This window comes from Tessaracoccus zhenghani, assembly GCF_054552775.1.
This window is the reverse complement of sequence record NZ_CM137275.1, coordinates 1,443,483-1,469,203: the sequence shown is the minus strand read 5'-3', so window position 1 is coordinate 1,469,203 and position 25,721 is coordinate 1,443,483. Positions and strand designations below refer to the sequence as shown.

The 25,721-nt window shown below is 70.4% G+C and carries 21 protein-coding genes and 4 tRNA genes; 11 read left to right on the top strand and 14 right to left on the bottom strand.

Annotated features, from left to right (window positions below):
* Positions 1-108: 108 nt before the first annotated feature.
* Positions 109-2,313 (bottom strand): NADP-dependent isocitrate dehydrogenase, encoded by a 2,205-nt coding sequence (locus ACX1DX_RS07075; protein WP_459398071.1) that lies wholly within the window; start codon positions 2,311-2,313, stop codon positions 109-111.
* A gap of 196 nt (positions 2,314-2,509) precedes the next feature.
* Here ACX1DX_RS07075 and ACX1DX_RS07070 point away from each other — a divergent pair, with 196 nt between their 5' ends.
* The gene (locus ACX1DX_RS07070) at positions 2,510-2,755 is read left to right on the top strand and encodes a DUF3073 domain-containing protein (RefSeq protein WP_182763868.1); all 246 of its coding nucleotides are present in this window, start codon (positions 2,510-2,512) and stop codon (positions 2,753-2,755) included.
* Between the two features lie 113 nt (positions 2,756-2,868).
* Positions 2,869-3,717 carry an alpha/beta hydrolase gene (locus ACX1DX_RS07065; RefSeq protein ID WP_459398070.1) on the top strand — a complete coding sequence of 283 codons (849 nt, stop codon included), beginning with the start codon at positions 2,869-2,871 and terminating at the stop codon, positions 3,715-3,717.
* 45 nt (positions 3,718-3,762) lie between these two features.
* On the opposite strand, the gene ACX1DX_RS07060 is transcribed toward ACX1DX_RS07065, so the two are convergent.
* The 5 genes from ACX1DX_RS07060 to ACX1DX_RS07040 form a co-directional block, all read right to left on the bottom strand.
* Positions 3,763-3,836 (bottom strand) — tRNA-Phe (locus ACX1DX_RS07060).
* A gap of 29 nt (positions 3,837-3,865) precedes the next feature.
* A tRNA-Asp gene (locus ACX1DX_RS07055) sits at positions 3,866-3,939 on the bottom strand.
* A 143-nt stretch (positions 3,940-4,082) separates the two neighbouring features.
* Positions 4,083-4,155, bottom strand: a tRNA-Glu gene (locus tag ACX1DX_RS07050).
* Between the two features lie 69 nt (positions 4,156-4,224).
* On the bottom strand, positions 4,225-5,610 hold the full coding sequence (locus ACX1DX_RS07045) for an SH3 domain-containing protein (RefSeq protein ID WP_459398069.1): 1,386 nt from the start codon (positions 5,608-5,610) through the stop codon (positions 4,225-4,227).
* Between the two features lie 360 nt (positions 5,611-5,970).
* Positions 5,971-6,618, bottom strand: a complete 648-nt coding sequence (locus tag ACX1DX_RS07040; RefSeq protein ID WP_182763865.1) for a hypothetical protein — start codon at positions 6,616-6,618, stop codon at positions 5,971-5,973.
* Between the two features lie 42 nt (positions 6,619-6,660).
* Between ACX1DX_RS07040 and ACX1DX_RS07035 the strand changes: the two genes are divergently transcribed.
* The 3 genes from ACX1DX_RS07035 (at position 6,661) to ACX1DX_RS07025 (ending at position 9,313) form a co-directional block, all read left to right on the top strand.
* A tRNA-Lys gene (locus tag ACX1DX_RS07035) sits at positions 6,661-6,736 on the top strand.
* A gap of 69 nt (positions 6,737-6,805) precedes the next feature.
* Positions 6,806-8,305 (top strand): CYTH and CHAD domain-containing protein, encoded by a 1,500-nt coding sequence (locus ACX1DX_RS07030; RefSeq protein ID WP_459398068.1) that lies wholly within the window; start codon positions 6,806-6,808, stop codon positions 8,303-8,305.
* Positions 8,306-8,314: 9 nt separating this feature from the next.
* Complete coding sequence (locus ACX1DX_RS07025) at positions 8,315-9,313, top strand: tocopherol cyclase family protein (RefSeq protein WP_459398067.1); 999 nt, start codon at positions 8,315-8,317, stop codon at positions 9,311-9,313.
* Here ACX1DX_RS07025 and ACX1DX_RS07020 read toward each other — a convergent pair.
* Both ACX1DX_RS07020 and ACX1DX_RS07015 read right to left on the bottom strand, forming a co-directional pair.
* Entirely contained in the window at positions 9,310-10,773 is a 1,464-nt protein-coding gene (locus ACX1DX_RS07020) for a patatin-like phospholipase family protein (RefSeq protein ID WP_459398066.1), read from the bottom strand. The two genes, ACX1DX_RS07025 and ACX1DX_RS07020, sit on opposite strands and share 4 nt — an antisense overlap.
* An 18-nt stretch (positions 10,774-10,791) precedes the next feature.
* Positions 10,792-13,839 carry a glycine--tRNA ligase gene (locus tag ACX1DX_RS07015; RefSeq protein WP_459398192.1) on the bottom strand — a complete coding sequence of 1,016 codons (3,048 nt, stop codon included), beginning with the start codon at positions 13,837-13,839 and terminating at the stop codon, positions 10,792-10,794.
* A gap of 199 nt (positions 13,840-14,038) precedes the next feature.
* Here ACX1DX_RS07015 and ACX1DX_RS07010 point away from each other — a divergent pair, with 199 nt between their 5' ends.
* Both ACX1DX_RS07010 and ACX1DX_RS07005 read left to right on the top strand, forming a co-directional pair.
* A complete protein-coding gene (locus ACX1DX_RS07010; protein WP_459398065.1) occupies positions 14,039-14,980 on the top strand; it encodes an NAD(P)-dependent oxidoreductase in 942 nt (313 codons plus the stop codon).
* A 48-nt stretch (positions 14,981-15,028) separates the two neighbouring features.
* Complete coding sequence (locus ACX1DX_RS07005; RefSeq protein ID WP_459398064.1) at positions 15,029-15,940, top strand: cation diffusion facilitator family transporter; 912 nt, start codon at positions 15,029-15,031, stop codon at positions 15,938-15,940.
* A 40-nt stretch (positions 15,941-15,980) separates the two neighbouring features.
* On the opposite strand, the gene ACX1DX_RS07000 is transcribed toward ACX1DX_RS07005, so the two are convergent.
* The 4 genes from ACX1DX_RS07000 to ACX1DX_RS06985 form a co-directional block, all read right to left on the bottom strand.
* Positions 15,981-17,168, bottom strand: a complete 1,188-nt coding sequence (locus ACX1DX_RS07000) for a GHMP family kinase ATP-binding protein (RefSeq protein ID WP_182763859.1) — start codon at positions 17,166-17,168, stop codon at positions 15,981-15,983.
* Positions 17,165-17,983 (bottom strand): nucleotidyltransferase family protein, encoded by an 819-nt coding sequence (locus ACX1DX_RS06995; RefSeq protein WP_459398063.1) that lies wholly within the window; start codon positions 17,981-17,983, stop codon positions 17,165-17,167. The genes ACX1DX_RS07000 and ACX1DX_RS06995 overlap by 4 nt, the downstream gene beginning before the upstream one ends.
* Before the next feature lie 42 nt (positions 17,984-18,025).
* Positions 18,026-18,631, bottom strand: coding sequence for a dihydroxyacetone kinase subunit DhaL (gene dhaL, locus ACX1DX_RS06990; RefSeq protein WP_459398191.1), 606 nt, complete (start codon positions 18,629-18,631; stop codon positions 18,026-18,028).
* A gap of 77 nt (positions 18,632-18,708) precedes the next feature.
* A complete protein-coding gene (locus ACX1DX_RS06985) occupies positions 18,709-18,957 on the bottom strand; it encodes a PLD nuclease N-terminal domain-containing protein (protein ID WP_182763857.1) in 249 nt (82 codons plus the stop codon).
* Between the two features lie 49 nt (positions 18,958-19,006).
* On the opposite strand from ACX1DX_RS06985, the gene ACX1DX_RS06980 reads away from it, so the two are divergent.
* From ACX1DX_RS06980 to menD, 4 genes are read left to right on the top strand one after another with little or no spacing between them, the layout of a single operon-like run.
* Positions 19,007-19,996: an AMP-binding protein gene (locus ACX1DX_RS06980; RefSeq protein WP_459398062.1), complete on the top strand. Its 990-nt coding sequence runs from the start codon at positions 19,007-19,009 to the stop codon at positions 19,994-19,996.
* On the top strand, positions 19,993-20,871 hold the full coding sequence (locus ACX1DX_RS06975) for a 1,4-dihydroxy-2-naphthoate polyprenyltransferase (protein WP_459398061.1): 879 nt from the start codon (positions 19,993-19,995) through the stop codon (positions 20,869-20,871). The genes ACX1DX_RS06980 and ACX1DX_RS06975 overlap by 4 nt, the downstream gene beginning before the upstream one ends.
* Positions 20,868-21,794: an o-succinylbenzoate synthase gene (locus ACX1DX_RS06970; protein WP_182763854.1), complete on the top strand. Its 927-nt coding sequence runs from the start codon at positions 20,868-20,870 to the stop codon at positions 21,792-21,794. Before ACX1DX_RS06975 ends, ACX1DX_RS06970 begins: the two co-directional genes overlap by 4 nt.
* Complete coding sequence (menD, locus tag ACX1DX_RS06965) at positions 21,791-23,323, top strand: 2-succinyl-5-enolpyruvyl-6-hydroxy-3-cyclohexene-1-carboxylic-acid synthase (RefSeq protein WP_459398060.1); 1,533 nt, start codon at positions 21,791-21,793, stop codon at positions 23,321-23,323. Before ACX1DX_RS06970 ends, menD begins: the two co-directional genes overlap by 4 nt.
* Here the strand turns inward: menD and ACX1DX_RS06960 are convergent.
* Complete coding sequence (locus ACX1DX_RS06960) at positions 23,254-25,014, bottom strand: TM0106 family RecB-like putative nuclease (RefSeq protein WP_459398059.1); 1,761 nt, start codon at positions 25,012-25,014, stop codon at positions 23,254-23,256. The two genes, menD and ACX1DX_RS06960, sit on opposite strands and share 70 nt — an antisense overlap.
* Positions 25,014-25,718, bottom strand: a complete 705-nt coding sequence (locus ACX1DX_RS06955) for a demethylmenaquinone methyltransferase (RefSeq protein ID WP_182763851.1) — start codon at positions 25,716-25,718, stop codon at positions 25,014-25,016. The genes ACX1DX_RS06960 and ACX1DX_RS06955 overlap by 1 nt, the downstream gene beginning before the upstream one ends.
* Positions 25,719-25,721 lie beyond the last annotated feature (3 nt).

Genomic DNA, 25,721 nt, shown 5'->3' with positions numbered 1-25,721 from the left:
GGGGGTTTTCGATAACGTTTTTTCCAGGGGCTTTGCCCTCCGGTAGCAGCAACAGTGCCCCGCAGCCTGGGGCTGCGGGGCACTGTGTGCCCGATGCGTGGGCGGGGATCAGAGCGAGTCGATGACCTCGTTCATGGTGGCGCTGGGGCGCATCACCGCCGTTGTCTTCGCCGGATCGGGACGGTAGTAGCCGCCGATGTCGGCCGGCTTGCCCTGCACCCCGAGCAGGTCGGAGATGATCTGCTCCTCCTTCGACGCCAGCGCCTCGGCGACCGGCTTGAAGGTCTGCGCCAGCTCCGCGTCGTCGGTCTGGGTGGCGAGTTCCTCGGCCCAGTAGCGGGCCAGCCAGTAGTGCGAGCCGCGGTTGTCGATCCCGCCGATGCGACGCGTGGGGGACTTGTCGTTGTCCAGGAACGTGCCGGTGGCCCTGTCGAGCGTGGCGGCCAGGACGGCCGCGCGGGCATTGTCCTCGGTCTGGGCCAGGTGCTCGAACGAGGCGGCCAGCGCCAGGAACTCACCCAGCGAATCCCAGCGAAGGTAGTCCTCAGCCACGAGCTGCTGCACGTGCTTGGGGGCAGAACCGCCGGCGCCCGTTTCGAACAGGCCGCCGCCCGCCATCAGCGGCACGACCGAGAGCATCTTGGCCGAGGTGCCCAGCTCCAGGATGGGGAACAGGTCCGTCAGGTAGTCGCGCAGCACATTGCCGGTGACCGAGATGGTGTTCTCGCCACGGCGGATCCGCTCGATGGTGTACTTCGTCGCCTCGACGGGGCTCATGATCTCGATGGTCAGCCCGTCCGTGTCGTGGTCTGCCAGGTAGGTGCGGACCTTCTCGATGAGGTTGCGGTCGTGGGCCCGCTCCGGGTCGAGCCAGAACACGGCCGGCCAGCCGGTGATCCGCGCGCGGGTCACGGCCAGCTTCACCCAGTCCTGGATGGGGGCGTCCTTGGCCTGGCAGGCGCGCCAGATGTCGCCCGCGGCCACGTCGTGGCTCATCAGGACGTCGCCGGCCGAGTTCACCACCTCGACGACGCCGTCGGACTGGATCTCGAAGGTCTTGTCGTGCGAGCCGTACTCCTCTGCCTTCTGCGCCATCAGCCCCACGTTGGGCACGGTCCCCATGGTGGAGGGGTCGAAGGCGCCGTTCTCGCGGCAGTCCTCGATCACGGCCTGGTAGACGCCGGCGTAGGACGAATCAGGCAGGACGGCGAGCGTGTCGCCCTCGCCGCCGTCGGGGCCCCACATGTGGCCGGAGGTGCGGATCATCGCGGGCATCGAGGCGTCGACGATGACGTCCGAGGGGACGTGCAGGTTGGTGATGCCCTTGTCGGAGTTCACCATCGCCAGCGTCGGGCCGTCCGCGATGCCCTGCTCGAAGGCCGCCTTGATCTCGGCGCCGTTGGGCAGGTTGTCCAGGCCGGCGTAGATCGCGCCCAGCCCGTCGTTGGCCGAGAGGCCCGCGGCCGCGAGGTCTGCGCCGTACTTCTCGAAGACCTCGGGGAAGAACGCCTTGATGACGTGGCCGAAGATGATCGGGTCCGACACCTTCATCATGGTGGCCTTCAGGTGGACGGAGAAGAGCACGTCCTGCTCCTTGGCGCGGGCGACCTGCTCCGTGAGGAACGCGTCGAGGGCGGCGGCGCGCAGCACCGTGGCGTCGACCACTTCACCCTCCAGCACCTTCAGGCCGTCCTTCAGGACGGTCTCGGTGCCGTCGGCGGCGCGGTGACGGATGGTCAGGGTGTCTGCGGAGGGCAGCACGACGGACTGCTCGTTGTGGCGGAAGTCGTCGGCGTCCATGGTGGCCACGGAGGTCTTGGAGTCGCGGCTCCACGCGCCCATGCGGTGCGGGTTCTTCTTGGCGTAGTTCTTCACGGACTCCGGGGCGCGGCGGTCCGAGTTGCCCTCGCGGAGCACGGGGTTGACGGCCGAGCCCATGACCTTGCCGTAGCGGGCGCGGATGTCGCGCTCCTCGTCGGTCTGGGGGTCCTCCGGGAAGTCCGGGATGGCGTAGCCCAGGCCCTGCAGTTCGGCGATGGCCGCCTTCAACTGGGGGAGCGAGGCGGAGACGTTGGGCAGCTTGATGATGTTGGCATCCGGGGTCTTCGCGAGCTCTCCGAGCTCTGCCAGCGAATCATCCACCTTCTCCTCGAGGCGATCCGGGAACTGTGCCAGGATCCGGCCCGCCAACGAGATGTCCCGGGTCTCGATGTCGACGCCGGCCTGGCCGGCGAAAGCGTTGACGATCGGGAGGAACGAGTACGTGGCGAGGAGGGGGGCCTCATCAGTGAGGGTGTAAATGATCTTGCCCATGCGAAGGAACTCCTTGAGTCGGGATGCGCCTCCTCAGCTTAGCCATCGGGCGAGTTGTTCGTCGGCCGCGAACAGGGGATGAGCGAGACGACGCCTTCTTTGGAGTAAATCGAACGATTAGGTAGCCTGTACCCACGAGTTAGTGACCAGATCCGCGGCAAGCACGCGATGAACAAAGCAAGGGGGTCGACCCGATATGGGGCGCGGCCGTGCAAAGGCGAAGCAGACCAAGGTCGCCCGTGAGCTGAAGTACCGTTCAATCCAGACGGATTTCTCGTCTCTGGAACGGGAGCTGCGCGGGGATGTTGTCGACGAAGTTTACGAGGACGATGACACCAGCGAGACCGAGGACCCTGACCCCTACGCCGAGTTGGCAGCCGAATATGAGGCTTTCAACGACGATGAGGATTACGACGGCCTCGACGAGCGTCGTTCTTCCTGACAGACACTGACGTGTTCGACTGGGTGCCCGACACCGAGTTGCCGGGCTACGAGCAGCGCTCGATAGCCCTCAGTGATGAACCAACGTACGCCCTGGAACCGAAAGGTTCCCTGGTGGCAACAATTGTGCGCCGCGGCGCGCCCGTCTCCGGGCGCGCCGTGTTGTACGTCCACGGCTGGAACGACTACTTCTTCCAGACCCATCTCGCGGACGCGATGCACGACCTGGGCCATGACTTCTATGCCCTCGACCTGCGTCGGTACGGGCGATCGCTGCGTCCGGGCCTGCTGGCCGGCTACATCGCGGACCTCGCCGACTACTTCGTGGAGCTCGACGCCGCCGTCGACATCGTGCGGGCCGAGGGGCACGACGAGATCGTATTGATGGGGCACTCCACCGGGGGCCTGACCTCCGCCCTGTTCGCCCATGAGCGGCCCGGCACATTCACTGGCCTGATCCTGAACGCCCCCTGGCTGGAGACCTACGGCAACACGCTGCTGAGGCCCGCAGTGACGGCGGCGCGCGCCGTCGCCCCCACGACGGTGCTGCCGCTGGGGGACTCGGGCTTCTACCGCCGCTCGGTGGCCGCCTCCGAGGACGGCGAGTGGACCTACAACCTCAACCTCAAGGGCGATCCGGCGTTCCGGGCCCGCTTCGGGTGGCTGGCCGCCATCACCAACGGCCACGCCCGCGTCGCGGAGGGCCTGCACGTCGACTGCCCGGTGCTGGTGGCCATCTCGGAGCGGTCGTTCTTCAGCAGGGTGTGGGGCGAGGAGCAGCAGCTGGCCGACATCGTGCTCGACGTCGAACTCATCGCGGCGCGCGCTCCGAAATTGGGCAACAGCGTGACCATCATCCGCGTGCCCGACGCCATGCACGACCTGACGCTGTCGTCTGAGCGGGTCCGTGCCGTCGTCTTCGAGGAATTCGGCCGCTTCATCCGCTGCTACGCGCAGCGCTGAGGAACCAGGGAAAGCAGAAACCCCCACGCTGGGCGAGGGGGTTTGTGGCCAGGGCCGGGATCGAACCGGCGACCTTCCACTTTTCAGGCGGACGCTCGTACCAACTGAGCTACCTGGCCGGCTTGGCCTGGCGTTTCCGCCATACCAGCGACCCCGACGGGACTCGAACCCGCGACCTCCGCCGTGACAGGGCGGCGCGCTAACCAACTGCGCTACGGGGCCAATTTCTTGACCTTGGACCGGTTTCCCGGCCCTGCTGGCTTGCACCAGCCCGGTAACTATAGCGTGACATCCTCGCGGTTGTCACATCGGGCGAACCCGTTGTCATTACCTGTTTGCAGCCGAACCGAAGCTCAGCTGCATCGCATCCCCAACGGGATTCGAACCCGTGCTACCGCCGTGAAAGGGCGGGGTCCTAGGCCGCTAGACGATGGGGACCTAGCTCGAAGAAGTTTAGAGACTCCGAGCCGTTCAGGCAAACCGCGGGCGAACGCCGGCGGTTGCTACTCACCCGTACGTGTTGATGTGCACGTGGTCGTAGTGGTTGGCCGTGTCGCTGCCGCGGGAGGCCATGGCGCGCCAGCCCTCGCTGTTGCGGGCCACGGACCAGATCTTCTGGCCGAAGATGATGTAGTTGATGTTGAATTTCTTCGCGTTGGCGCGGTAGTAGTTCGCGATCTCCCAGCCGAGGGCCTGGTTGCTCTTGTAGCTCGGGATCATCACGTCCACGGCGCGGCCGGCCGGGTGGTCCGGCGTCACGTCGCGACGCCAGCCGTACTGCGTCTTGATCTGCGGGAAGCGTGCCCAGACGTCCCAGGCGATGGCCTGCACGTTGGCGTTGGTCTTGTCGAGGCCGGAGGAGTAGCCCTTGTTGATGTCGCCGCTGTTGCCGCCCGAGGCGCCGCCTGTGGCCGGAGGGGTGTTGGCGACGTAGCGGGCCGTGACCCAACGCAGCTCGCCGTTGTGCACGATCTGCGCGCGGCCGTTCTCGACGATGCCGGTGACCTGCAGTTCCGCGCCGCGCTGGATCTCGCCGTTGTACTTGGCGCCCGTGCTCGCCGCCCAGATGTTCAGCAGGGTGGTGGCGTACCGGGTCGACGTCTTGGGCAGGTCTGGCGCTGAAGGCGACGCTGCCTTCAGCGGGATCTGGGTGAGGTACTGGGCGTTGACCCAGCGCACGGCGCCGTTGTGGATGACCTGGGCCATGCCGTTGGAGGTCTTGCCGGTGGTGTCGAAGATCGTGCCGCTCGGGGCGTCGCCGTAGTTGATGTAATCGCTCTTGGGGGAGGAGCGCACCATCAGCGCCACGCTGCTGCGGGCCTTGCCGGTGGCCATGGGGAGGGAGGAGAGGGCTGAGGCGGCGGTGTCGCTCAGGTAACGCGCGGCGGCCCAGTAGGTGGTGCCCTTGTAGGTGACCTGGGCGAACTCGCCGCTGACGGTTCCGGTCAGCTCCAGGCGCACGGCGCGTTCGACGCGGGCGCCGATGGGGTCGTCGGTGGAGGGGCCCTTGCGCAGGTTGAGGGCGGTGGTCGAGTAGACAGTCCCCTTGCTGCCCTGGCTGGTGCCGTTCGCGATGGCGGAGGTGGGAGCGCCGGCGAGGACGCTGCTGCCCTGGATGTAGGCGGTGGCGATGTAGGCCGTCGTGCCGTTGAAGGAGACCTCGGTCCAGCCGTCCTTCGAGCCCTGCGCGGGCAGGCTGTCGCCCTTGTTCAGCACTGCGAGGCTCGCGCTGGAGGCGCTGGGCTCCGTGCGCACGTGGACGCGTGTCTTCGCGGTCACCTCGCCATTGGCGGTGGCTGCGGGGCCGAGCGCCAATCCGCCGAGTCCCTGCGCCAGGACGGCGATTCCGACCGCGGCCGCGCTGAGCCTCAGGCTCTTCAGTGCCTTGTTCACGTCTCTCCTCGTCGTCGCTGGGGGCGGGAGGACGTGCCGCTTCCCCGGACCGGAAATTGGTCCCGGCACGTCCGCCGGTGCGATGGACATTAGGAAGGAAACGCGTTGTCAGACAATGGAACTTGAGAGTTTCCTTAGAGGCGGCAAGGCGACACGCCGGGTGCATGATGAGAAACACACCGACGTAGTTTCCATGGGCTTTCATGCCCGACTCAGGGTTGGCTACGGGTTCCGCCGGAGACGGTGCCAGATCTGGTAACTGAGGGTTTGGTGAGAAGTGTCAGAAGCTTCAGGAAGAACCTGACTCAAGTGCAGCTTGAGGTTCGACCATGAGGTTGAGGCTTGAGGTTGAGGTTCGGATCAGGGCCGCGCCGAGCCGGGCTCCACCCACGCCCTGCTCGCGGTGCTCGACCAGTGCCGGGCAGCGCCCAGGGCGGACTCTGGCACGTAGCCGGCCTGGAGATCCGCCCTGCCGAGTTCCTCAGCGCCGGTGAGTTCGGCCAGCCGCCGACGGTCCCGCCTGTCGGCCACCGCGGCCACCACCGGCATGCTGAGGGCGCGGCGGTTCGCGGCGAGCGTGGCCAGGACCTCCGGATGGAAGCCGGCGGCCACCACGACGAGGGGGTCGCCCTCGCGCGCCCACTTCAGCGGCGCGAGGAGTTCCCGCATGGAGCTGAGTTCACCGTCGACGATCAGCAGCCGGGGGTCATCGTAGGAGGCGCCCTCGGGGTTGGTGGCGAAATCCGGATGGGCATGGCCGAAACCGAAGCCCTCGCCCTGCCGGGGGAGGTCGCGGGTGTGCCCGGCGGCGGGCGACGGGAGGTCGTCGATCTCGTCCTGCGTGATGTAGCGCGGCACGTGGGTGTCCACCTGGGGATGTCCGCGTCGGGGTGCGGGTTCGCCGGCGCCGGTGAGGCGTCGACTCTGCCTGCGGTCGAGCAGCACGGCTCCGGCGAGGATGAGGACACCCACGCCGACGACAACGACGAACCAGAGCCAGGAAGGCATGTCCCCAAGCGTGCCATGCCGGAGTGGCGCTATTCTGTTTAGGCCCCTATAGCTCAGTCGGCAGAGCAGTGGACTTTTAATCCATGGGTCGTGGGTTCGATCCCCACTGGGGGCACCAGCGCTCGGTGACACCAGCACTTGGGAACACCAGCGCGGCGCCCGGCGGCTGTCGCGTAGCTTAGGTGTCATGGCAGTACACCTGGAAACAGAGATCAAGTTCGAGCTGGGGGAGGACGGTTCGGTCCCTCCGCTGGAAGGGCTCGTCCGCCTCGGGGCCGTCCACGAGTACCGTCAGCGGGCCGTCTACTACGACACGGTCGACTTCCTCCTGACCAGGCACTCCATCACCCTGCGCCGGAGAACCGGCGGCAGCGACGACGGTTGGCACCTCAAGCTTCCCGTCGGCCCCCGGTCGCGCCGGGAGGTCCACGCGGATCTCGAGGATGCGCCCGGCCACCTGCGGGTGCCCACCGTACTGCGCGCTGCGGTCGCGGCGGCCCTCGGCGCCGATCGGTCCGCTGACCCCGACGACGCGCTGGTCCCGCTGTCCTTCCTCGCCACCCATCGCACCGAGACAGAGCTGCTCGGCCCGGAAGGCGCCCTCCTCGCCAGCCTGTCCGACGACCGCGTCAGCGCCCGGCCCTCTGGGCTGTCGATGCGCGAGGTCGAGGTCGAGCTCGTCGACGGCGGCGAAGAACTGCTCGCCGCGGTCGAAGAGCGGTTCGCCGAGCACGGCGTCGAGCGCTCGGAATCCCCGTCCAAGGTGGTGTGGTCCCTCGGCGGCCTGCCCCGGCGCGTCGAGAAGGGCCGGGGGCCTCGTCGTGCGGGACCTGCGGCGGTGCTGGTGCACTCCTACCTCCGCCGGGAGGTGGCCGCCGTAGTCGGGCGCGAGGATGCGATGCGGGCGGATGAGGAGGACGCCGTGCACCAGGGCAGGATCGCGGTGCGGCGCCTGCGGAGCGCGCTGCGCACGTTCCGGAGGCTGTTCCGGCGCGCGCTCTCGGACCCCCTGCGCGACGAACTGTCCTGGCTCGGCGACATCCTCGGCGCCGCCCGCGACGCGGAGGTCATGCGCGAGCACCTTGGCGGTGCGCTCGACGAGCTACCCGCCGGTCTGGTCAGAGGCCCGGTGCACGAACGGCTGCGGCACGAGGTGGTGTCCCGGCACGGCTCCGGTCACGACGCGCTGGTGGCGGCGCTGAACTCGCAGCGCTATCTTGCGCTCGTGGACTCGCTCCTGGATTTCCTGGGTGACACGCCGTGGCGGGGGCGGGCCGCGAAGCCGGCGCGCAGGGTCTTGCCGCCGCTCATCCGCACTGCGGTGCGCCGGGCTGGGCGCGGTAGGGATGCGGCGGCGCACGCCGAGGGTGACGCCCAGCTGCACCTGTTGCACGAGGCACGCAAGCGCGCCAAGGCAGTGCGCTATGCCTATGAGGCCGTGGCTCCCTCGTTCGGCGACCGCGCAGGCGAGTCAGCCGCGGAGTGGGAGGCCGCCACGGATGCGCTGGGCCTGCTGCAGGACTCCTCCGTGGCCACCCGGTGGCTGACGGAAGTAGCTGCGGCGGCGGAGGCCGCGGGAGAGCCGTGCTTCACCTACGGCGTGCTCGCCGGCATCGAGTACGCCCGCCAGAGCGGCGACCTCAGGGAGGAAGGCGAACGGGCCCTCGACCGGGCGCTCCGCCGTTAGGGTGTGCGCATGCCGGATCCCCTGGGTGCCTACCGACGAAGCGGCGCGGACCTCCCCTTCGGGTTCCCGGAGCGGGCCCATGGCGTCGCCATGGAGGGCCACTTCTGGCGGTTCACGCACGCCGAGTCCGGCCGCGTGCTCATCGCGCTGATCGGCGTCCAGCAGACTGCGGCCGGGCCATGGGCCCTGTGCGGGATCGGCACCTCCGGCGGCTTCTGGCGCCAGGCAGTGGTCGAGGGTGCCGAATGCCGACGGCTCGGGCCGGGCGCCCGCACCCTGGACGGCCGCTTCTTCGGCGACGACACCAGGGTCGCCGTCGATCTCGGCCCGGATGCCCGGCTCGACGTCACGATCAGCGGGCAGCGGCGCTGGCCGCACCGCCTCTTCGGGGGCTCCAGCTACTTCCAGAGCGTGCCCGCGCTCAACCAGTACTGGCACCCCTGGCTCCTGGGGGGCACGGCCGACGGAGGGGCCGTCGTGGATGGCGAACGCTGGGACCTCTCGGGCGCCGCCGTGTACGGGGAGAAGAACTGGGGACGGGCGGGCTTCCCCGGTTCGTGGTGGTGGGGGCAGGCGCACGCTTTCGCCGAGGAGGAGGTCTGCGTGGCGTTCGCCGGCGGCGAGGTCCACTCCGGCCCGCTGCGCACGGAGGTGACGGGGCTGGTGGTCCGCCTGCCCGACGGCTCGGTGCTGCGGCTCGGCAACCCGGTGACGTCCCCCGTCCGGGCCACCACCAGCGCCTCCCACTGGCGACTCCGGGCCCGTTCGGCCCGCTGGCAGGTGAACCTTGATGCCGAGGCCGAACCCGCCCAGGCGTTGGTGCTTCCCGTCCCCCTCGTCGAGGAGCGCCGCGGCACCCCGGGGGCCCTCGAACAGCTGGCCGGGCGGATGGCCGTCACGGTCCGACGCGACGGCCGCGTCGTGTGGGCCGGCGAGTCAGGCGTGGCCGGCCTCGAGCACGGCGGGCTGGCGCGGGCAGAGGCGGAGGCCGCGCGCAGGGGAGGCTAGAGGCTGAGCCAGGGTGGATCGATCGACGGCGGTACGACCCGCCGCTCCCACTCAAGCCACCAGCTGTCCGCGCCCGCCGGCATGGGGGTGGAGTGGGCTGAGCGGACCAGGTCGCGCAGCTCCACCTTGGCGCTGCGCAGCCGCTGGACGTCGCGCTTCAAGGGCAGTTCAAGGCTGAGGAAGTGGTCCTCCAACTGCACGATCCGCATCCGCAGTTCGATGATGCGCCGGTGCCGGGCCTCTTCGTCCGGGCCGAGCCTCAGGTGCATCTCTGCGGCCCGCAACCAGCCGTAGGCCTCGTTGATCGCGATCAGCCCCGGATGCACGGTCATGGCGTCGTGCACGCTCAGCTCCGGATGGACCACCTCGGCGCCGGTGGAGTGGGCGTAGGCGAGCTCGTCGCGGCCGGCCTCGTCGATGAGGATCTCGGTGGAGCGCATCACCACGGCGAACAGGTCCACGTCGGTCATCGCGGGGCGCCGTTGGACGCCCTGGCTCTGGGAACTCAGCACGTAGTTGCGCGCCCCGCCCAGGTGGCCGATGGCGAGCTCGGCGGGCAGGTTCTCCCGGGCCCCGCCGTCGACGTAGGTCTCGCCGCCGATCGGCACCGGCCGGAAGACCGCCGGGATGGAGCAGGAGGCCAGCACGCCCACCCCCAGGTCGTGGTGCGTGTCGTCGTACGGCTCGTTCCAGCGGCTCACCAACTGGCCGTCCTCCGTCATGAACCGGAGCTCACCGGATTCCAGCCCCACCATCGCGATGCGCAGCGTCATGCCGGACCCGGCCACCCGGTCGGGGACGAACATCTCGTCGTGCAGGAGCTGGGCGAGCACCGGGCCGGGCCGGTACATCGAACGGGTGCGCTCCAGCCCGGACGCGACGGCATTGAGGTCGCTGAGCCTCAGCCGGCTCAGGGCGCCGGCCATGGCGCCGAGCGTGGCCAACGACCAGTCGGAACGGAGTTCCTCGTCGGGCTGGAGCGCCAGCTCGAGCGGGTCAGGTCCCTCGATCGGCGACGGGGGAGTCACCGGGGTCTGGTGCTGGGGGCGCAGGAAGGGGAAGTGCAGCAGCGGTTGGCGCGGCTTCGGGGGTTCAGGCCGCGGCGGCTTCATCAGGTCCAACAGGGTGGGCGCCTGGCGCTCCGCCGTCGACAACCACGGACGGGGCGTGAACATGTCGCTCTGCTCCCGCATCCCGTTCCAGATGGACCGCAGCCGGGTGAGGTAGCCGTACTGCTCGTCCCTGTCGCGGCCCTGTGCCAGCGAGCTGGCGATGATCGACCCGGCGGAGGTGCCGACGAAGATCGTCGGCGTGAACCGTTCGTCGTGCTGGTACAGGTAGTCGAGCGCGCCCAATTGGAAGCTGGCCCTGGAGCCGCCCCCCGAGAGCGTGCACGTCACGACCTCCGGTTGCGGATCCTTCGCGAAGAACGGAAGCCCGAACCAGCCTTTAACTGCCATGGCCCCAGGTTACTGGCCTCAGTTCAGCGCGATGTCGAGGGCCTTCCAATCGATGCCCTCCGGCGACAACGCCAGCACCGACGCCAGGAGACCCTGGCGGGCGGCGCGGACTGCGAGGTCCTCCGCGTTGACGAGGATGTCGTCGAAGAACGTCCCCGCGGCCCGCACCACCGGGGCGGTGTGCGTCACCACCTCGGCGATGGGCTGCTCGGCGATGCCCGCCCCGACCGCCTCGACGGCCTCCTTGAGGGCCACCTCAGCGGGTTCGGTCAGGCGCGCCGCGTCGTAGCCGGCCGCAACACCGTCGGGCAGGATGCGGGTGATGCGCACGTTGGTGGACACGAGGTCACGCAGCGCCTGGTCCGACTGCGCCCCGGCGAGTTCGCCCAGCAGGCGGGCGGCGCGCCCGGGCGCGTCAGCCGCGGGCAGGATCGCCGTCACGAGGTCTGCCGAGGTGCCCTCGTCGCGCAGCAGCTGCGCGAAGCGGCCGATGGTGAACTCCAGGGCGGATTCGACGGCGTCCGGGGCCACGTCGACGCCCTGCTCAGCCAGCCGTGCGACGGCGTCCTCGAGCCCGGCCCGCACGGTGAGGCGTTCCAGCGGGGTGCCGGCCGATTCGCGCAGGATGCGCACGACGCCGAGGGCGGCGCGACGCAGGCCGAACGGGTCTGAGGAGCCGGTGGGCTTGGCGCCGAGCGCGAACATGGCGGCGAGTAGGTCGAAGCGGTCGCCCAGCGCCAGCAGCGCACCGGGGACGGAGGCGGGCACGGCGTCGGCGGAGGTGTGCGGCTGCTCCATCTCGAACAGCGCGTCCGCCACCGCCTGGGCCTCGCCCTTGCGGACGGCGTACTCGCGGGCGATGAAGCCGGCCAGCGAGCTCATCTCGACCACCATCTGGGTGGCCAGGTCGAACTTGGCGAGCTGCCCGGCGCGCGTCAGGGTCTCGCGGTCCGTGCCGTCGATGCCGAGCCGGTCCGCCAGCCTGGCGGCGACGTCGGCGATGCGGCGGGCGCGCATGCCCACCGAACCGAGGCGGTCCTCGAAGGTGAGCTTGTCCAGGCCGGGCACGAAGCCGTCCACGCCTTCTGCGGCGAGGTCGGCGTTCCAGAAGAACAGCGCGTCCTCGTAGCGGGCGCGGATGACGGATTCGTTGCCGGCGCGCACCACGTCGTCGTCGCACAGGCCGTTGGCCATGGTGACGAAGTGCGCGACGAGCCTGCCGTCGCGGTAGATGGGGAGGTACCGCTGGTGCTTGCGCATGACGGCGGTCAGGATCTGCTCGGGCAGGTCGAGGTAGCGCTCGTCGAAGGTGCCCAGCACACCCCGGGGGTCCTCCACGAGGTTGGTGATCTCGTCGATGACGGAGGACTCGGCGTCGACGTCGATGGTGCCGCCCACGCCCCGGGCGAGGTCCTCCGCCTGGCTGACGACGGAGGCGCGGCGGTCCTCGGAGCTGAGCAGGATGGAGCCTTGCTGGATGGTGGGCAGCAGTTCTGCGGCGGTGGCCACCTCGACGAACCCGACGAGGGCGCCGTCGGAGCGCCTGCCGCTCTCCTGGCCCTGGACCGCGCGCTGGAGGTAGGTGGTGCGGCCCGCCGTCAGCCCCGAGACGTTGACCGGGACGACGGTGTCGCCCCAGAGCACGACCAGCCAGCGGATGGCGCGGGAGAACGACAGGTTCGCGTCGTTCCAGCGCATGTTCTTCTCGGCGCGCAGGCCGCCGATGATCGAGGAGATCGCCTCGGCGGCCACGTCCACGACGTGGCGGCCGTCGACCTTCACCGACACCGCGGCGTGTTCGTTGCCGCCGATCTCGGCGCGTACGATCTGGTCCGCCGTGACACCCTGGCCGCGCATGAAGCCCTCGAGCGGCTTGGTGGGGTTGCCGTCGGCGTCGAACGCGGCGCTCCACTTGGGGCCCTTGCGCAGCTGCTCGGCGTCGGGCTCGCGGGCGGCCACGCCGTCGACCACTGCGACGATGCGGCGGGGGGTGCCCTGGACCGTGATGTCGCCGTGGCTCAGGCGCGTGGCGGCGAGCTTTTCAGTGAGCGCGGTGCGCACGGCCTCGATGGTCTGCGGCACGACGTGCGGCGGGAGTTCCTCGACGCCGATCTCGAAGGCCAGCGTCTGGGGGGCGTCGCCAAGCGTGCCCGTGTCGACGGCGGGCGCGGCCTGCTCCTCGACGGCGGCCTCGCGCAGCAGCGGGAAGCCGAGCTCCTCGCGGCGCTCGATCCACAGGGCGGCGGTGTCGCGCATGAGGCGGCGCATCGTCGCGAACGCCTTGGCGCGCTCGGTGGTGGAGATCGCGCCGCGGGCGTCCATGACGTTGAACGCGTGGCTCGACTTCAGGATGTAGCCGTGCGCCGGCACGGGGAGGCGGGCCGCCACCATGCGGGTGGCCTCGGCCACGTAGGTCTCGTACAGGCGACGGTTGGCGTCGACGTCGGCGTCGTCCAGGTAGTAGCGGCTCATCTCGTACTCCTGCTGGCCGAAGGCCTCGCCGTACGTGACGGGGCGGCCGTCCGCGGCGATGGAGTAGACGATGTCCTTGAAGTGCGTCACGCCCTGCTGTGCCATCAGGATGCGTTCGACGCCGTAGGTGAGCTCCACCGGGATGGGGTCGAGGTTCTGCCCGCCCACCTGCTGGAAGTAGGTGAACTGGGTGATCTCCATCCCGTCGAGCCAGACCTCCCAGCCGAGTCCCCAGGCGCCGATGGCGGGCTGCTGCCAGTTGTCCTCGACGAAGCGCACGTCGTGGGCGGACAGGTCGATGCCGAGCGCCTCGAGCGAGCCGAGGTACAGCTCCTGCGGGTTGCCGGGCTCCGGTTTCAGGATCACCTGGAACTGGGTGTGCATCTGCAGGCGGTTGGGGTTCTCGCCGTAGCGGGAATCATCCGGGCGCACCGAAGGCTCCACGTACGCCACGTCCCACGGCTCAGGCCCGAGCACGCGCAGCACGGTGGCGGGGTTCATCGTTCCGGCACCGACCTCACTGTTGAACGGTTGCCAGGTCAGGCACCCCTTCGAGGTCCAGTAGTCGGAAAGACGGCGGAGGGCATCTTGCATGGTCAGCACCCCGTCATGCTATCGACTTCGCGCCCGGGAATCCCATCCGGGTTTCGCCCGGTGGTCGGGCCCCGCCCCCTGGGCCGTGAGCAATTGGATGGGGTCATCGCCGCGACGCGCCGGGAAACGTCGTTACCGAAGCCGTGACCACATCCAATTGCTCGTGGGGAATCACCGGAACCACAGCTAGCCTGCAGGCATGAAGGTTGTGATCCCCAGCAGTTACCCCGGCCAGGCGCCGCAGTTGGAGGGCGCGGAGGTCGTCGTCGTGCCGCACGACGAGGCGGTGCCCGACGCGCATCTCGACGCCGACGTGCTCGTCGTGTGGGGGCAGCCCCAGACGGTGCTCGACGACGCCGCCCGGCGGATGAGCGGCCTCCGGCTGGTGCAGGGCCTGGCGGCCGGTGCGGACAGCGTGCTGGCGGCGGGGTTCGACGATGACGTGGTGCTCGCCAACGGCGTCGGGCTGCACGACGACAATGTCGCTGAACACATCCTGGCCCTGACGCTGGCGCTGGTGCGTTTCCTGCCGTTGGCGCTGGTCAGGAAGAGTGAGCGCCACTGGGACCACCACCTGGGCGGTGCGGTGTCTGCCCGCGGGGACGACGGCCGCGTCGTGAGCCTGCGCGGGGCGAAGGTGACGGTCTGGGGCTTCGGGTCGATCGGGGCCACCGTCGCGCCGTTGCTGAAGTCGTTGGGCGCGGAGGTGACCGGTGTCGCCAGGAGCGCGGGTGAGCGGCACGGGTTCCCGGTGGTCGCCGATGAGGGACTCGACGAGGTGCTCGCGGACACCGACGTGCTGGTCATGATCCTGCCCAGCCTGGAATCGACGGCGAAGGCGCTGGGCGCAGAGCGATTGGTGGCCCTCAAGGACGGCGCGCTGCTGGTCAACGTGGGGCGTGGCACCACCGTCGACGAGGAGGCGCTCGTGGCGGCGCTGCGCTCGGGTCGCCTGGCCGCTGCAGCGCTCGATGTGACGGCGGTGGAGCCGTTGCCCGCGGCGTCGCCGTTGTGGGACGAGCCGAACGTGCTGATCACCCCCCACATCGCCAGCGACCGGCCCACCGGTGCCTCGGAGTTCGTGGCGCGGCAGGTGAGCGCGCTGGCGACGGGCGGTCAGCTGCGCAACGTCCTGCGCTGAGTGCGGGGCTTTTTGGGTTTGACCCGCCAGAAGGGCCACCATTGACTCGTGCTTTCCTCTCCCACGCAGCGCGTTGACCTGACCAGGTTCGCGTGGCTGTCCATCGCCGCCGCCCTGCTCACCATCGTGTTGAAGATGGGGGCGTGGTGGGTCACCGGCTCGGTGGGTCTGCTGTCCGACGCGGCCGAATCCGTGGTGAACCTCGTGGCGGCGTTCGTGGCGTTGTACGTGCTGAAGCTCGCGGCCCGGCCCGCGGACAAGAACCACCACTTCGGCCACACGAAGGCGGAGTACTTTTCGTCGGGCGTCGAGGGCGTCCTGATCTTCATCGCCGCCGCGGCGATCCTGGTGTTCGGCATCCAGCGGCTGATGGACCCGCGGCCCATCGAGGAGGTGGGCCTCGGCCTGGGCATCTCGGTGGTGGCGGCCCTCGTCAACGGGGGCGTCGCGTTCGTCCTGATGCGCGCCGGGAAGAAGCACAACTCGATCACCTTGCGCGCCGACGCCAAGCACCTCTACACCGACCTCATCACCACGGCCGGCGTCATCGTCGGCATCCTGCTTGTGGGCCTCACCGGCTGGGACTGGCTCGACCCGGTGATCGCCATCCTCGTTGGCCTCAACATCCTGTGGACCGGTTGGCGGCTGGTCATGGAGTCGTCCTCCGGGCTCATGGACGAGTCGCTGCCCAAGGAGACCAACACCAGGCTGCGCGCCATCCTGGACGAGCACACCAACGAGCACGTGCAGTTCCACGCCTTCCGCACCCGCGTGTCGGGGGCCCGTGCCTTCATGGAGATGCACATGCTCGTCCCTGGGAGTTGGACGGTGCAGGAGGGCCACGACGCCATGGAGGACCTGGTCGACCTCATTCAGGACGAGTTCCCCGACCTTCGCGTGCTGGGCCACCTTGAGCCCATCGAGGACCCTCGCAGCTACCAGGACGAATTCCTCATCTGATCCGAGGGGCGGCCGAGCTGCCGCCGCGAGGTGCCGTCGGCTAGAGGCGACGGGCCGGGCCGCCGGGGCGGGTGACGATCGTCGAGGCGGTCTCGGCGACCTCGGGGTACTCGGCCACATAGGCAGCCAGCCACCTGTCGGCGAAGGCCTCAGCCTCGTCGGTCTTGACCAGGGCCCAGACGGAGCCGCCGAAGCCGGCGCCGAAGCCTGCCGAGGCGGCCGCGCCCAGCTCGCGGGCGAGCCGCTGGAGGCGGTTGGTCTCGGGGATCTGGTTGCCCAACTGCTCGTCAGCGTTGCGCTGCGAGAGGTCGGCGGCGCGGCCGAAGGCCTCCAGGTCGCCGGCCTGCAGGGCCTTCAGCGCCTGGGGGATGGCGACCTCTGATTCGGTGACGAAGGCCGTCAGGCGCCTGGTGAGGCCCTCGTCCGAGGCCGCGATCGCGCGCAGCCCCTCGAGGGCGTCGTCGTCGGACGCCAGCGCGTCTGCGAGGACGGCGTCCTCGCGGCCGGTGGCGTCGTTCCACGCCTCAGCCAGTTCGCGCGCCCGCAACGAGGCGTTGTTGTACGACTCCAGCGCCGCCCCGGTCTTCTCGGCCAGCACGCCCGAGACCGCCACGACGAACGACCACTCCTCGGGAAGCGCGACCGAGGCGCCCTCCTCGATGGGGCAGAACGTGAACTCGGTCAGGCTGCCCTCGTGGCAGCAGAGCATCGCTGTGTGGTCTTCCGAGCCGCCGAAGGTGCCCACGCCGCGCGTGCCGGCGAGGGTGCCGAAGGTCAGCCCGTTCTCCATCGTGGCCATGTAGCCGGCCAGGTCGATGTCGGAGTGGATGTTGGCCTTCCACTCCTCGCGCTCCCGGATGTCGTTGTGGTCCACCACGGCCAGCGCCACCGCCACTACGAGCGCCGACGACGAACTCATGCCCGAGGCCAGCGGCAGGTTGGAGTCGATCACGACGCGGGCGGGCTTCAGCTCGCCGAAATTCAGGAACAGCCTGTCGAGCGTCGCCTGGACGTAGTTGCCCCAGTGGCCCTTCGGCAGGCCCGACGGTGACCCGGGCGTGAGCGTCAGTTCACCGGGGACGGCCGTCGTCGAGGCGTAGAAGCCTTCGTCCGCGTCCTCCAGCGTGATGGTGATGCCGCGGTCCACGGCAGCCAGCAGCGACCGGCCGCCGGCGTAGTCGGTGTGCTTGCCGAGGACCTCGAGGCGGCCGGGGACGAACCACTTCACAGACGGGCCCCGCGGTCACCCAGGGCTTCGACGACGGAGGCGATGTCGCCGCGGTTGCTCATGTCGAGCACGCCGGCGTCGGCCTTCACGACGGCGTACGGGTCGCCGTCCTCGATGGCGCGGCGCACCGCGTCGGTGATTTCGTACTCGCCGCGCGCCGACAGCGGGATGGCCTTGGCCGCCGCGAAGATGGCCGGAGTGCACAGCCAGCAGTTCATGGAGATGACCGCATCGTCGCCGAGGCGCTCGATGGTCTCCTGGTCCGGCTTCTCCACCAACTCGGCCAGGTTCCCCTCGTCATCGGCGGTGGCCAGCGCGAAGGCGGCGATGCGCTCCGGTGCGATGTTGGACTTGGTGAGCATCCCGTTGCGGGTGAAGCCCACGAGGGCGGAGCCGGGGACGTCCTTCAGCAGGGTGAGGGCCTCTGCGGGGTAGTAGTTGTCCGAATTGATCACCAGCACGCGGTCGTCGCCGGCGAACTCCTCCGCGGCGAGCACGGCGTTGGCGGTGCCGAGCGGCTCCTCCTGGACGGCGTAGGAGACGGTGATGCGCTCCTTGGCCACGTCGTCGTAGTACTCGCGGATCATGTCGTGCTCCGGGCCGATCACCAGACAGATGTCGGTGAAGTCGGCGTCGGCCAGCGCGGAGATCACATGGTCGAGGAACGGACGCCCGACGGAGATCATCGCCTTGACGCCCGCGTCGGCCGCCTTGGACTGCTCTTCGCTGAGGTCGACACCCTCAGCTTCCTTGCGCATGCGCGAACCCAGCCCGCGGGCCAGAATGACTGCCTTGTGAGGTGCCTCATAGCTCATGGCACCCACCCTATTGCCCGCCGCGGGTGGGACGCGAAGTGGTCAGCCGATGTGGTGAACCGCCGTGCGCAGAATCAGGGCCATCGACACGGCTCCCGGGTCGATGATGCCCACCGACCGGTCTGCGTTCAGCGCGGCCCTGCCGCGGCGGGCCACCATGTCGACGGTGGCGTCGCGCCCGGCCTCGGCGGCCGCGGCCGCCTTCTCCAGGGCATCCGCGACATTCTCGCCTTCGGCGGCCGACGCGTCGAGGGAGGCGGACGCGGGGGCCAGCGCGTCGATCATCGTCTTGTCGCCCGGTTCTGCCTTGCCGCGCGCCTGAACTCCGCGGAGCGCCTCCCGCAGCGCGAGGGCGAGGCCGGGGGTGGTCAGCGACGGGTCCCAGTGGGCGCCGGCACGGAGGAAGAACGTGCCGAACAACGGCCCGGAGGCGCCGCCCACGTTCTGCACCAGCGCCATGCCGACCTGGCGCAGCGCCTCGGCGGCATGGAGTTGGGCGCTGAGGTCGAGGTTCTCGGCGGCCGCGAAACCGCGCACCATGTTCGTGCCGTGATCGCCATCGCCCAGGGCGCGGTCGAGTTCATCCAGCCCATCGATGCGGGCAACGAATTCGCGCGAGCATTCCAGCAGCCACTCGGCCACCACCATCACTCCGGCTCCCACGTGCGTCCTCCTCAGACGAGACAACGGGCGAGATTGTACGCCCACAAGGTGAACGCGCGATGTCAGCGCAGGCCGCGCAGGAAATCTTCGTCGTCATCGGGGGCCCGATGATCGCGGACCTGCGGGTGATTCTTCAGCGGCCTGCCCAGGACGAGCCACGACACCGGCCCCACGATGGGCAGCGCTATGACGGCGAAGGCCCAGAGCCAGCGGGGCATGGCCCGGACCTGGTAACCGCGGGATTGCGCGACCTCGACCACGCAGTAGATGGTGAGCATCACCACCGCGATGATGAGGAGGATCCTGGGCATGCGCCTAAGTCTACGTCGTCCAGGCCGGAGCGCGGTTTAGGGTGACGGGATGCACACCATCAGCGCCCGGGTCCGCGACCTCCTTGACGGCGGCCCCGGCCTGTGGCTCGCCCCCGGCAGCGGCACCGCGCCGGACGGGTGCGCCGTCGTGGCGACCTCCGGCTCGACCGGCGACGCGAAGCTCGTGGTGCTGCACCGCGCCGCGCTCCTGGCAGCGGCGCGCGCCGCCGAGGAGCGCCTCGGATTCCCCGCCACCTGGCACCTGACGCTCGCGCCTCACTACGTGGCCGGGCTCATGGTGCTCGTGCGCGGCCACCTGGGCGACGGGGTGCGCACCGCGTCCGCCGACCTCACGGACCTCGATCCGGCGCCCGGACGCAACTGCCTCTCGATCGTGGCCACCCAGCTGTACCGCGCCCTCGAGTCGCCCGCGCTGAGCGCGATGCTGGGCCGGTTCGACGCCGTCCTCGTCGGGGGCGCCGCGCTGCGTCCCGAACTGCGCGCCAGGGCCGAGGCGGCCGGCATCCGGGTGATCGAGACCTACGGGATGAGCGAGACCTGCGGCGGGGTGGTGTGGGACGGCGTCCCGCTGCCCGGCGTCAGGGCCACTGTGGGGGAGCGCGGCCGGATCGAGATCGGCGGACCCACCGTGTTTGAGGGCTACCTCGGCCACCCCGCCGGACGGGGGACCGTGCTGACCAACGACCGTGGCCACTGGGCCGACGGGAAACTGGTCGTCGACGGCCGCTTCGACGATGTCGTCATCAGCGGCGGCGTCAACGTCGACCTCGCAGCGGTGCGCCGCGCCGTCGCGGCCCTGGACCCGGAGACCGACGTGCTCGCCGTCGACGACCCCGAATGGGGCGCGCGCATCGTGCTGTTCGCCACCCGGGGCACGCTGGAAACCTGGCGGGACACCCTGCGCGGCTCGCTCCCGCCCGCGGCGCTGCCCCGGCAACTGGTCACCGTCGAGACGTTGCCGCGCACCGGCGGCGGTAAACCGGACCGGCGAATCCTCCTAGGATTGGTCAAATCATGAACGACTCCCTCTCCGTCTGGGTGGCCGGTGCGCGCCCCCGCACCCTCCCCGCCGCCGTCGCCCCCATCCTGGCGGGATCCGCCTCCGCCGCCGCCCTCGGCAGGTACCACTGGGGCATCGCGGCCCTCTGCCTCGTGGTGGCCCTGGCGCTGCAGGTGGGCGTCAACTACGCCAACGACTACTCCGACGGCGTGCGTGGCACCGACGACGACCGGGTGGGCCCCACCCGCATCACCGCCTCCGGCCTGGCGTCGCCCGCCGCAGTGAAGCGGGCCGCGTTCCTCTCGTTCGGAGTGGCTGCCCTGGCCGGGTTGGGCGTCGTGGCGTGGAGCGGTCACTGGTGGCTGCTGGTCGTGGGGGCTCTCGCCATCGTCGCCGCCTGGTTCTACACCGGCGGCCAGCGGCCCTACGGCTACCTGGGGCTGGGCGAGCTCATGGTGTTCGTGTTCTTCGGCCTGGTGGCCACCGTGGGTACCGCCTACGTGATCTCCGACGCCGCGCCGTGGCACGCGTGGCTGGCAGGCGCAGCGGTGGGCGCGCTCGCCGCCGGCATCCTGGTGGCCAACAACCTGCGCGACATCCCCACGGACCGGATCGCCGGCAAGATGACGCTGCCCGCGCGGTTGGGCGACCGCAACAGCCGCCTCTTCTACGCCGCCCTTGTCGGGCTCACCGTCGCCGCCGTCGTCGGCTTCGCTGCGCTGACCACGTGGTGGGCCCTGGTGGCGCTCCTGGCCGTGGGCCTGCTCGTCGAGCCCCTGCGCCGCATCCTCGGGGGAGCCAACGGCCGGGGACTCATCCCCGTGATCCAGTCCACCGGCTTCGCCGAGATCGGCATCGGCCTGGGGCTGCTCGTCGGGACCTACCTGGCATGAGGCTCTTCGTCTACGACATCCCCCTCACCGTCCGGTTCCGCGGCATCAGCCACCGCAGCGGGGTCCTGTTCGAGGGTCCGGCGGGCTGGGCCGAGTGGAGTCCCTTCCCGGAGTACGACGACGCGGAGGCCGCCGCCTGGCTCCGCGCGGCCATGGAGATGGCCGAGGAGGGGTACCCGGCGCCGGTGCGCGACACCGTGCCCGTCAACGGCATCGTCCCGGGCCTCCCGCCGGAGCAGGCCGCGGCCCGCGCGGTGGCGTCCGGCTGCAGCACGATCAAGATCAAGGTGGCGGCCTCGGGGGAGCGGATCGACGACGACATCGCCCGGGTCGCCGCGGTGCACGCCGCACTGCCGGGGGCCAAGCTCCGCGTGGACGCCAACGGCGGCTGGAGCCTCGAGGAGGCGGCCGCCGCCCTCAGGGAACTGGACCCGTTCGGGCTCGAGTACGCGGAACAGCCCTGCGCCACCGTCGAGGAACTGGCCGCGCTGCGGCGGCTCGACCTGGGCACGCCCATCGCCGCCGACGAATCCATCCGCCGCGCAGGCGACCCGCTCAGGGTGAAGCGGGCCGGGGCTGCCGACATCGCCATGCTCAAGGTGCAGCCGCTGGGCGGCGTGCGCGCCTGCCTGCGGCTCGCCGAGGAACTGGCCATGCCCGTGGTGGTGTCCAGCGCCGTGGAGACCTCCGTCGGCCTCCGGGCGGGGCTGGCCCTGGCTGCCGCGCTGCCCGAGCTGCCCCACGCCTGCGGTTTGGAGACCGCCCGCCTCCTCGACGGCGACGTCACGGCGAGCCCGCTCCACCCGGTCGACGGCGTGCTCCCGGTGCGGCCGGTGGTCGTGGACCCCGCGTTGCTCGAGCGGTACGCGGCCGGCCCGGAACTCACCCGCTTCTGGTTGGATCGGTGGAGGAGGGTCTCATGAGCAGCATCCGGTTGGGCAGCACGATCGTCGACTCCCTCCTCAGCATGGGGGTGCGCGACGTCGTGCTCGCGCCCGGCTCCCGCAGCGCGGCCCTGGCGCTCGCCGTCGAGCGCGCCGACCGCGCCGGGGTGCTCCGGCTGCACGTCCGCATCGACGAGCGGGTGGCCTCGTTCACCGCGTTGGGCCTGGCCAAGGCCGGTCAGCGCCCCGTCGTTGTCATGACCACGTCCGGCACCGCCGTCGCGAACCTGGCCCCCGCGGCCATGGAGGCGCGGGCCGCCGGCATCCCGCTGGTCTTCATCACGGCAGACCGACCCGCGCATTTCGTGGGCACCGGCGCGAGCCAGACGGCAGACCAGGCGGGGGCCCTCGGGCCGGCCGCGCTGGGCGTCGTCCGGTTGTCGTCCGAATCCGGTGACGAGGCGGCCTGGGCCGCCGGCGTGCACCGCGCTGTGGTGCTCGCGGCCGGCTACCGCACGCGCCGGCCGGGGCCCGTGCAGCTGAACGTCGAGTTCGCCGCCCCGGTGGTGGGCCCGTTGCCGGCACCAGGGCAGTGGCCGCTGTTGGTGAGCCCCAGCCTGCCCGGGCAGGTCTACCGGGTTGAGGCCGGCCTGCGCACCGTCGTGCTGGCCGGCGACGCCCCGCCCGACGTCGGTGCCGAGGCCAGGAGGGTGGCCGAAACGGCTGGGGCGCCGCTCTTCGCCGAACCCAGCTCCAACGCCCGGGGAGGTGGCTGCGCCATCGCCGGCTACCGCGACCTCCTGGGCACGCTGGGCGCCGAGATCGAACGGGTGGTGGTGTTCGGTCACCCCACCCTGTCGCGGCCGGTGGTCGCCCTGATGGCCCGCGCCGACGTCGAACTCATCGTGGTGACCTCCGCGGCCGACTGGACCGATCCCGGGCATCGCGCGGTCGTCATCGCGGACTCGGTCGCGATCCCGGAACAGGAGGAGTCCTGGCTGGCCCGCTGGCGCGCGGCCGACGCGGCGGGCGTCGGCGAGGGCTTCACCCAGCGCCACGTCGCCAGCGCCGTGCTCGCGGCGCTGGACGGTGGGCACGACCTCATGCTCGGTTCCAGCTCGATCATCCGCGCCGCAGACGTGCTCCCGGTGGGTGACGACGCCCCGCGGGTCTACGCCAACCGCGGCGTGGCGGGCATCGACGGGACCATCGCCACCGCCACGGGCATCGCGCTGGCGGACCACCGCCCCACCACTGTGCTGGTCGGTGACCTCACGGTGCAGCACGACCTGGGGGCCCTCGTCCGACCCACCCTCGAACCGTGGCCGGGCCTTCGCGTCGTGGTCGCCGATGACGACGGCGGCTCGATCTTCCACACGCTCGAGCAGGGCGCGCCGGACTACGCCGACAGCTTCGAACGGGTGTTCGGCACGCCCCAGGGGGTGGATCTGGTGGCCGTGGCCACTGCCATGGGGTGGCGGGCGGTGCGCGTGGCCGATCAGCCCTCGCTGGAGGAGGCGCTCGCCTCGGACGCCGAGTTCATCGTGGCGGGGGTCCCGAGGCCCTGACCGCCGTCGTGGGCGGTGAGCCAGTTGCGCACGGCCAACGTGGCGCGCACGTCGTCCTCGTTGTAGTCGAGCACCCGCCGCCGCGCAGAGCTGCGGGCCTCCACGGTGCCGCCCTTGACCGCCTGCGCGAACCACGTCTGCGACGCGAGGCCGCCGGGCTCATCGTCGCGCCAGTGGAAGCCGACGCCGCGGCTGGCGACGACCTTCAACCCGAGCCCGTCGACGCCCACGAAGTTGTCGCGGACGAAGCCGAACAGGTCTGTGAAGTGGTCCTTGATGAGTTCCACGGCCGCGAGCAGCGCGGGGTTTGCGCTGCGTTCCGCGAGCCGTCGCAGGTGCACGGTCTCGTAGTCGCTGTAATGGAACACCCTGAGCCCCGGATGACGCGCCACCATGTCCAGCAGCCACTGGGCGAACTCCGCCGCCACGGCCGTCTCCGCGTCCTGGGTGAGTTGCTCGAAGCGGCTGAAGTGCTGGAACCGCGAGCCCCCAGCGTCGGTCACCAGGACACCCCAGAGGTACACGGTGCCGTCGTCGGCGGTCTCGATGTCGAGGTCCACCTCGACGGGGGCGCGCGGCACCCCGATGGCCTCGGTGCTCACGCGCTCCAGCTCCACGCCGCTGGCCAGCATCCTGGCACGGCGGGCCGCCTGGCGCAGGCGGTGTTCGGAGCGGTCGCGGTGACCCGTGAGCGGCAGGTACCGGGGGAGGATGGCGTCGATGTCCGCCTCCGCCAGTTCCGCGACGGTCTTGATGCCCAGCCCCAGCAGCGTCTGGAGTTCGCGCACGTCGAGCGGCGCCTTGGAGATGCGCAGCGAGAGGTCGTCGTCGTCGATCAGCGGGCGGCACACCTGCCACCAGGCGCACCACTCGCACTCCTTGATGCGGATGGGCCGCACCACCGGCGCGGGGTCATCCACGCCCGTGCGCTCACGCGCATGCTCGGCCACGTAGACGCGGAAGCCGTGCTCGTGGTCGTAGCGCTCGAGCGCCGAGCGCAGCTTGTGGCCCGCGGTCTTCGAATAGGTCCGGATGAACTTGGTGGTGAGGTCCACCCAGGTGGCCGACGGCTCCGAACCGGCGGCCCGGTCGTCGCCCACGACGGCTGCCAGCGGGGAGGAGGATGCGAAGCCGCAGGATTCCAGCAGCCGCCAGTGGTGTGCCAGTTCCAGCAGCACACCTTCTCGGTAGCCGCGATAGCGCAGGTCAGGGAGGGCCTGCAGGGTGCCGATGGCGTCGATGGTGGAGACCTGCAGCTGCGTGGCGCCCACCTGCTTTTCGCGCACCCGGTACGGCTTGACCTTCAGCGGCCAGTAGCCGGGCGTCCCCGCCTCGGTGTCCCTGCCGCGCACCAGCGCGTCCGGTCGGCCGCTGCGGTGGCCGTCGAGATCCATGGGTAGCACGCCGCCGAGGATCAGCGGCGCCCCTGCGCCCATCGCCTCGAGCGCGGCCTTGAGCCGCTCCTCCCACGAGGCGCCCTCCGCGTGGAGCCTGCGGAGGTCCACGACGCCCTGGGTGCGGGCGGCCAGCCGATTGAGCACCCCGTCGCGGAAATCCGAGCCGCCCTGGAACGATTCGCGCAGCGACTCGTCATGCGGCTGTGCCGGCTGGGGGACCGTGGGGTCGAACGTGTGGAACGTCTTCACCGGGCAACTGCGGGCGGCGTAGGCGTCCAGCACGAAACTGTTCATCAACGCTTCCAGCCCCGGTGCAGCGCCACGATGCCGGCGGCATGGTCCTGCCATTCCACGCTCTGCCAGCCGGCCTCGCGCATGAGGTCTGCCAGCCCCTGCTGATCCGGCCAGGCGAGGATGGACTCCGCCAGGTAGCCGTAGGCCACCGGATTGCTGGACAGCTTGGCGATGCGGGGCAGCGCGGCCACGAGGTAGTTGGTGTAGACGTGCCGGAAGGCCCGGTTGGTGGGGGTGGAGAACTCCGCGATGACCACGCGGCCGCCGGGCTTGGTGACCCGGTACATCTCCTTCAGCGCGTCCAGCGTGCGTTCGACGTTGCGCAGCCCGTAGGAGATGGTGACGGCGTCGAACGTGTCGTCCGGGAACGGCAGGGCCACCGCGTCGCCCGCCACGAAGTCGAGGCCGGGCTGCTGCCGTCTGCCCTGGGCCAGCATGCCCAGAGAGATGTCGCTGGGCACCACGTAGGCGCCGTGCGCCGCGAGGACGGCCGACGACGTGCCGGTGCCCGCCGCGAGGTCCAGGATGCGCTGCCCGGGCTGCGGGTCCACCGCCTCCACCGTGGCGCGGCGCCACCTCCTCACCTGACCCATGCTCAGCACGTCGTTGAACAGGTCATAGCGTTTGGCGACACCGTCGAACATGGCGGCGACGTCACCGCGCCGCTTGTCAAGGGTTGCTCGGCTGCCGGGCTCACTCTGCATTGG

Excerpts from the sequence above, each read along its gene's own strand:
- ACX1DX_RS06955 (WP_182763851.1), bottom strand. The coding sequence starts at position 25,718 with ATGCAGAGTGAGCCCGGCAGCCGAGCAACCCTTGACAAGCGGCGCGGT.
- ACX1DX_RS06980 (WP_459398062.1), top strand. The coding sequence starts at position 19,007 with ATGCACACCATCAGCGCCCGGGTCCGCGACCTCCTTGACGGCGGCCCC.
- ACX1DX_RS07020 (WP_459398066.1), bottom strand. The coding sequence starts at position 10,773 with ATGGCAGTTAAAGGCTGGTTCGGGCTTCCGTTCTTCGCGAAGGATCCG.
- ACX1DX_RS07075 (WP_459398071.1), bottom strand. The coding sequence starts at position 2,313 with ATGGGCAAGATCATTTACACCCTCACTGATGAGGCCCCCCTCCTCGCC.
- ACX1DX_RS07040 (WP_182763865.1), bottom strand. The coding sequence starts at position 6,618 with ATGCCTTCCTGGCTCTGGTTCGTCGTTGTCGTCGGCGTGGGTGTCCTC.
- ACX1DX_RS07010 (WP_459398065.1), top strand. The coding sequence starts at position 14,039 with ATGAAGGTTGTGATCCCCAGCAGTTACCCCGGCCAGGCGCCGCAGTTG.
- ACX1DX_RS06960 (WP_459398059.1), bottom strand. The coding sequence starts at position 25,014 with ATGAACAGTTTCGTGCTGGACGCCTACGCCGCCCGCAGTTGCCCGGTG.
- ACX1DX_RS07025 (WP_459398067.1), top strand. The coding sequence starts at position 8,315 with ATGCCGGATCCCCTGGGTGCCTACCGACGAAGCGGCGCGGACCTCCCC.
- ACX1DX_RS07015 (WP_459398192.1), bottom strand. The coding sequence starts at position 13,839 with ATGCAAGATGCCCTCCGCCGTCTTTCCGACTACTGGACCTCGAAGGGG.
- ACX1DX_RS07030 (WP_459398068.1), top strand. The coding sequence starts at position 6,806 with ATGGCAGTACACCTGGAAACAGAGATCAAGTTCGAGCTGGGGGAGGAC.
- ACX1DX_RS06985 (WP_182763857.1), bottom strand. The coding sequence starts at position 18,957 with ATGCCCAGGATCCTCCTCATCATCGCGGTGGTGATGCTCACCATCTAC.
- ACX1DX_RS06970 (WP_182763854.1), top strand. The coding sequence starts at position 20,868 with ATGAGGCTCTTCGTCTACGACATCCCCCTCACCGTCCGGTTCCGCGGC.
- dhaL (WP_459398191.1), bottom strand. The coding sequence starts at position 18,631 with ATGGTGGTGGCCGAGTGGCTGCTGGAATGCTCGCGCGAATTCGTTGCC.
- ACX1DX_RS07070 (WP_182763868.1), top strand. The coding sequence starts at position 2,510 with ATGGGGCGCGGCCGTGCAAAGGCGAAGCAGACCAAGGTCGCCCGTGAG.
- menD (WP_459398060.1), top strand. The coding sequence starts at position 21,791 with ATGAGCAGCATCCGGTTGGGCAGCACGATCGTCGACTCCCTCCTCAGC.
- ACX1DX_RS06975 (WP_459398061.1), top strand. The coding sequence starts at position 19,993 with ATGAACGACTCCCTCTCCGTCTGGGTGGCCGGTGCGCGCCCCCGCACC.
- ACX1DX_RS06995 (WP_459398063.1), bottom strand. The coding sequence starts at position 17,983 with ATGAGCTATGAGGCACCTCACAAGGCAGTCATTCTGGCCCGCGGGCTG.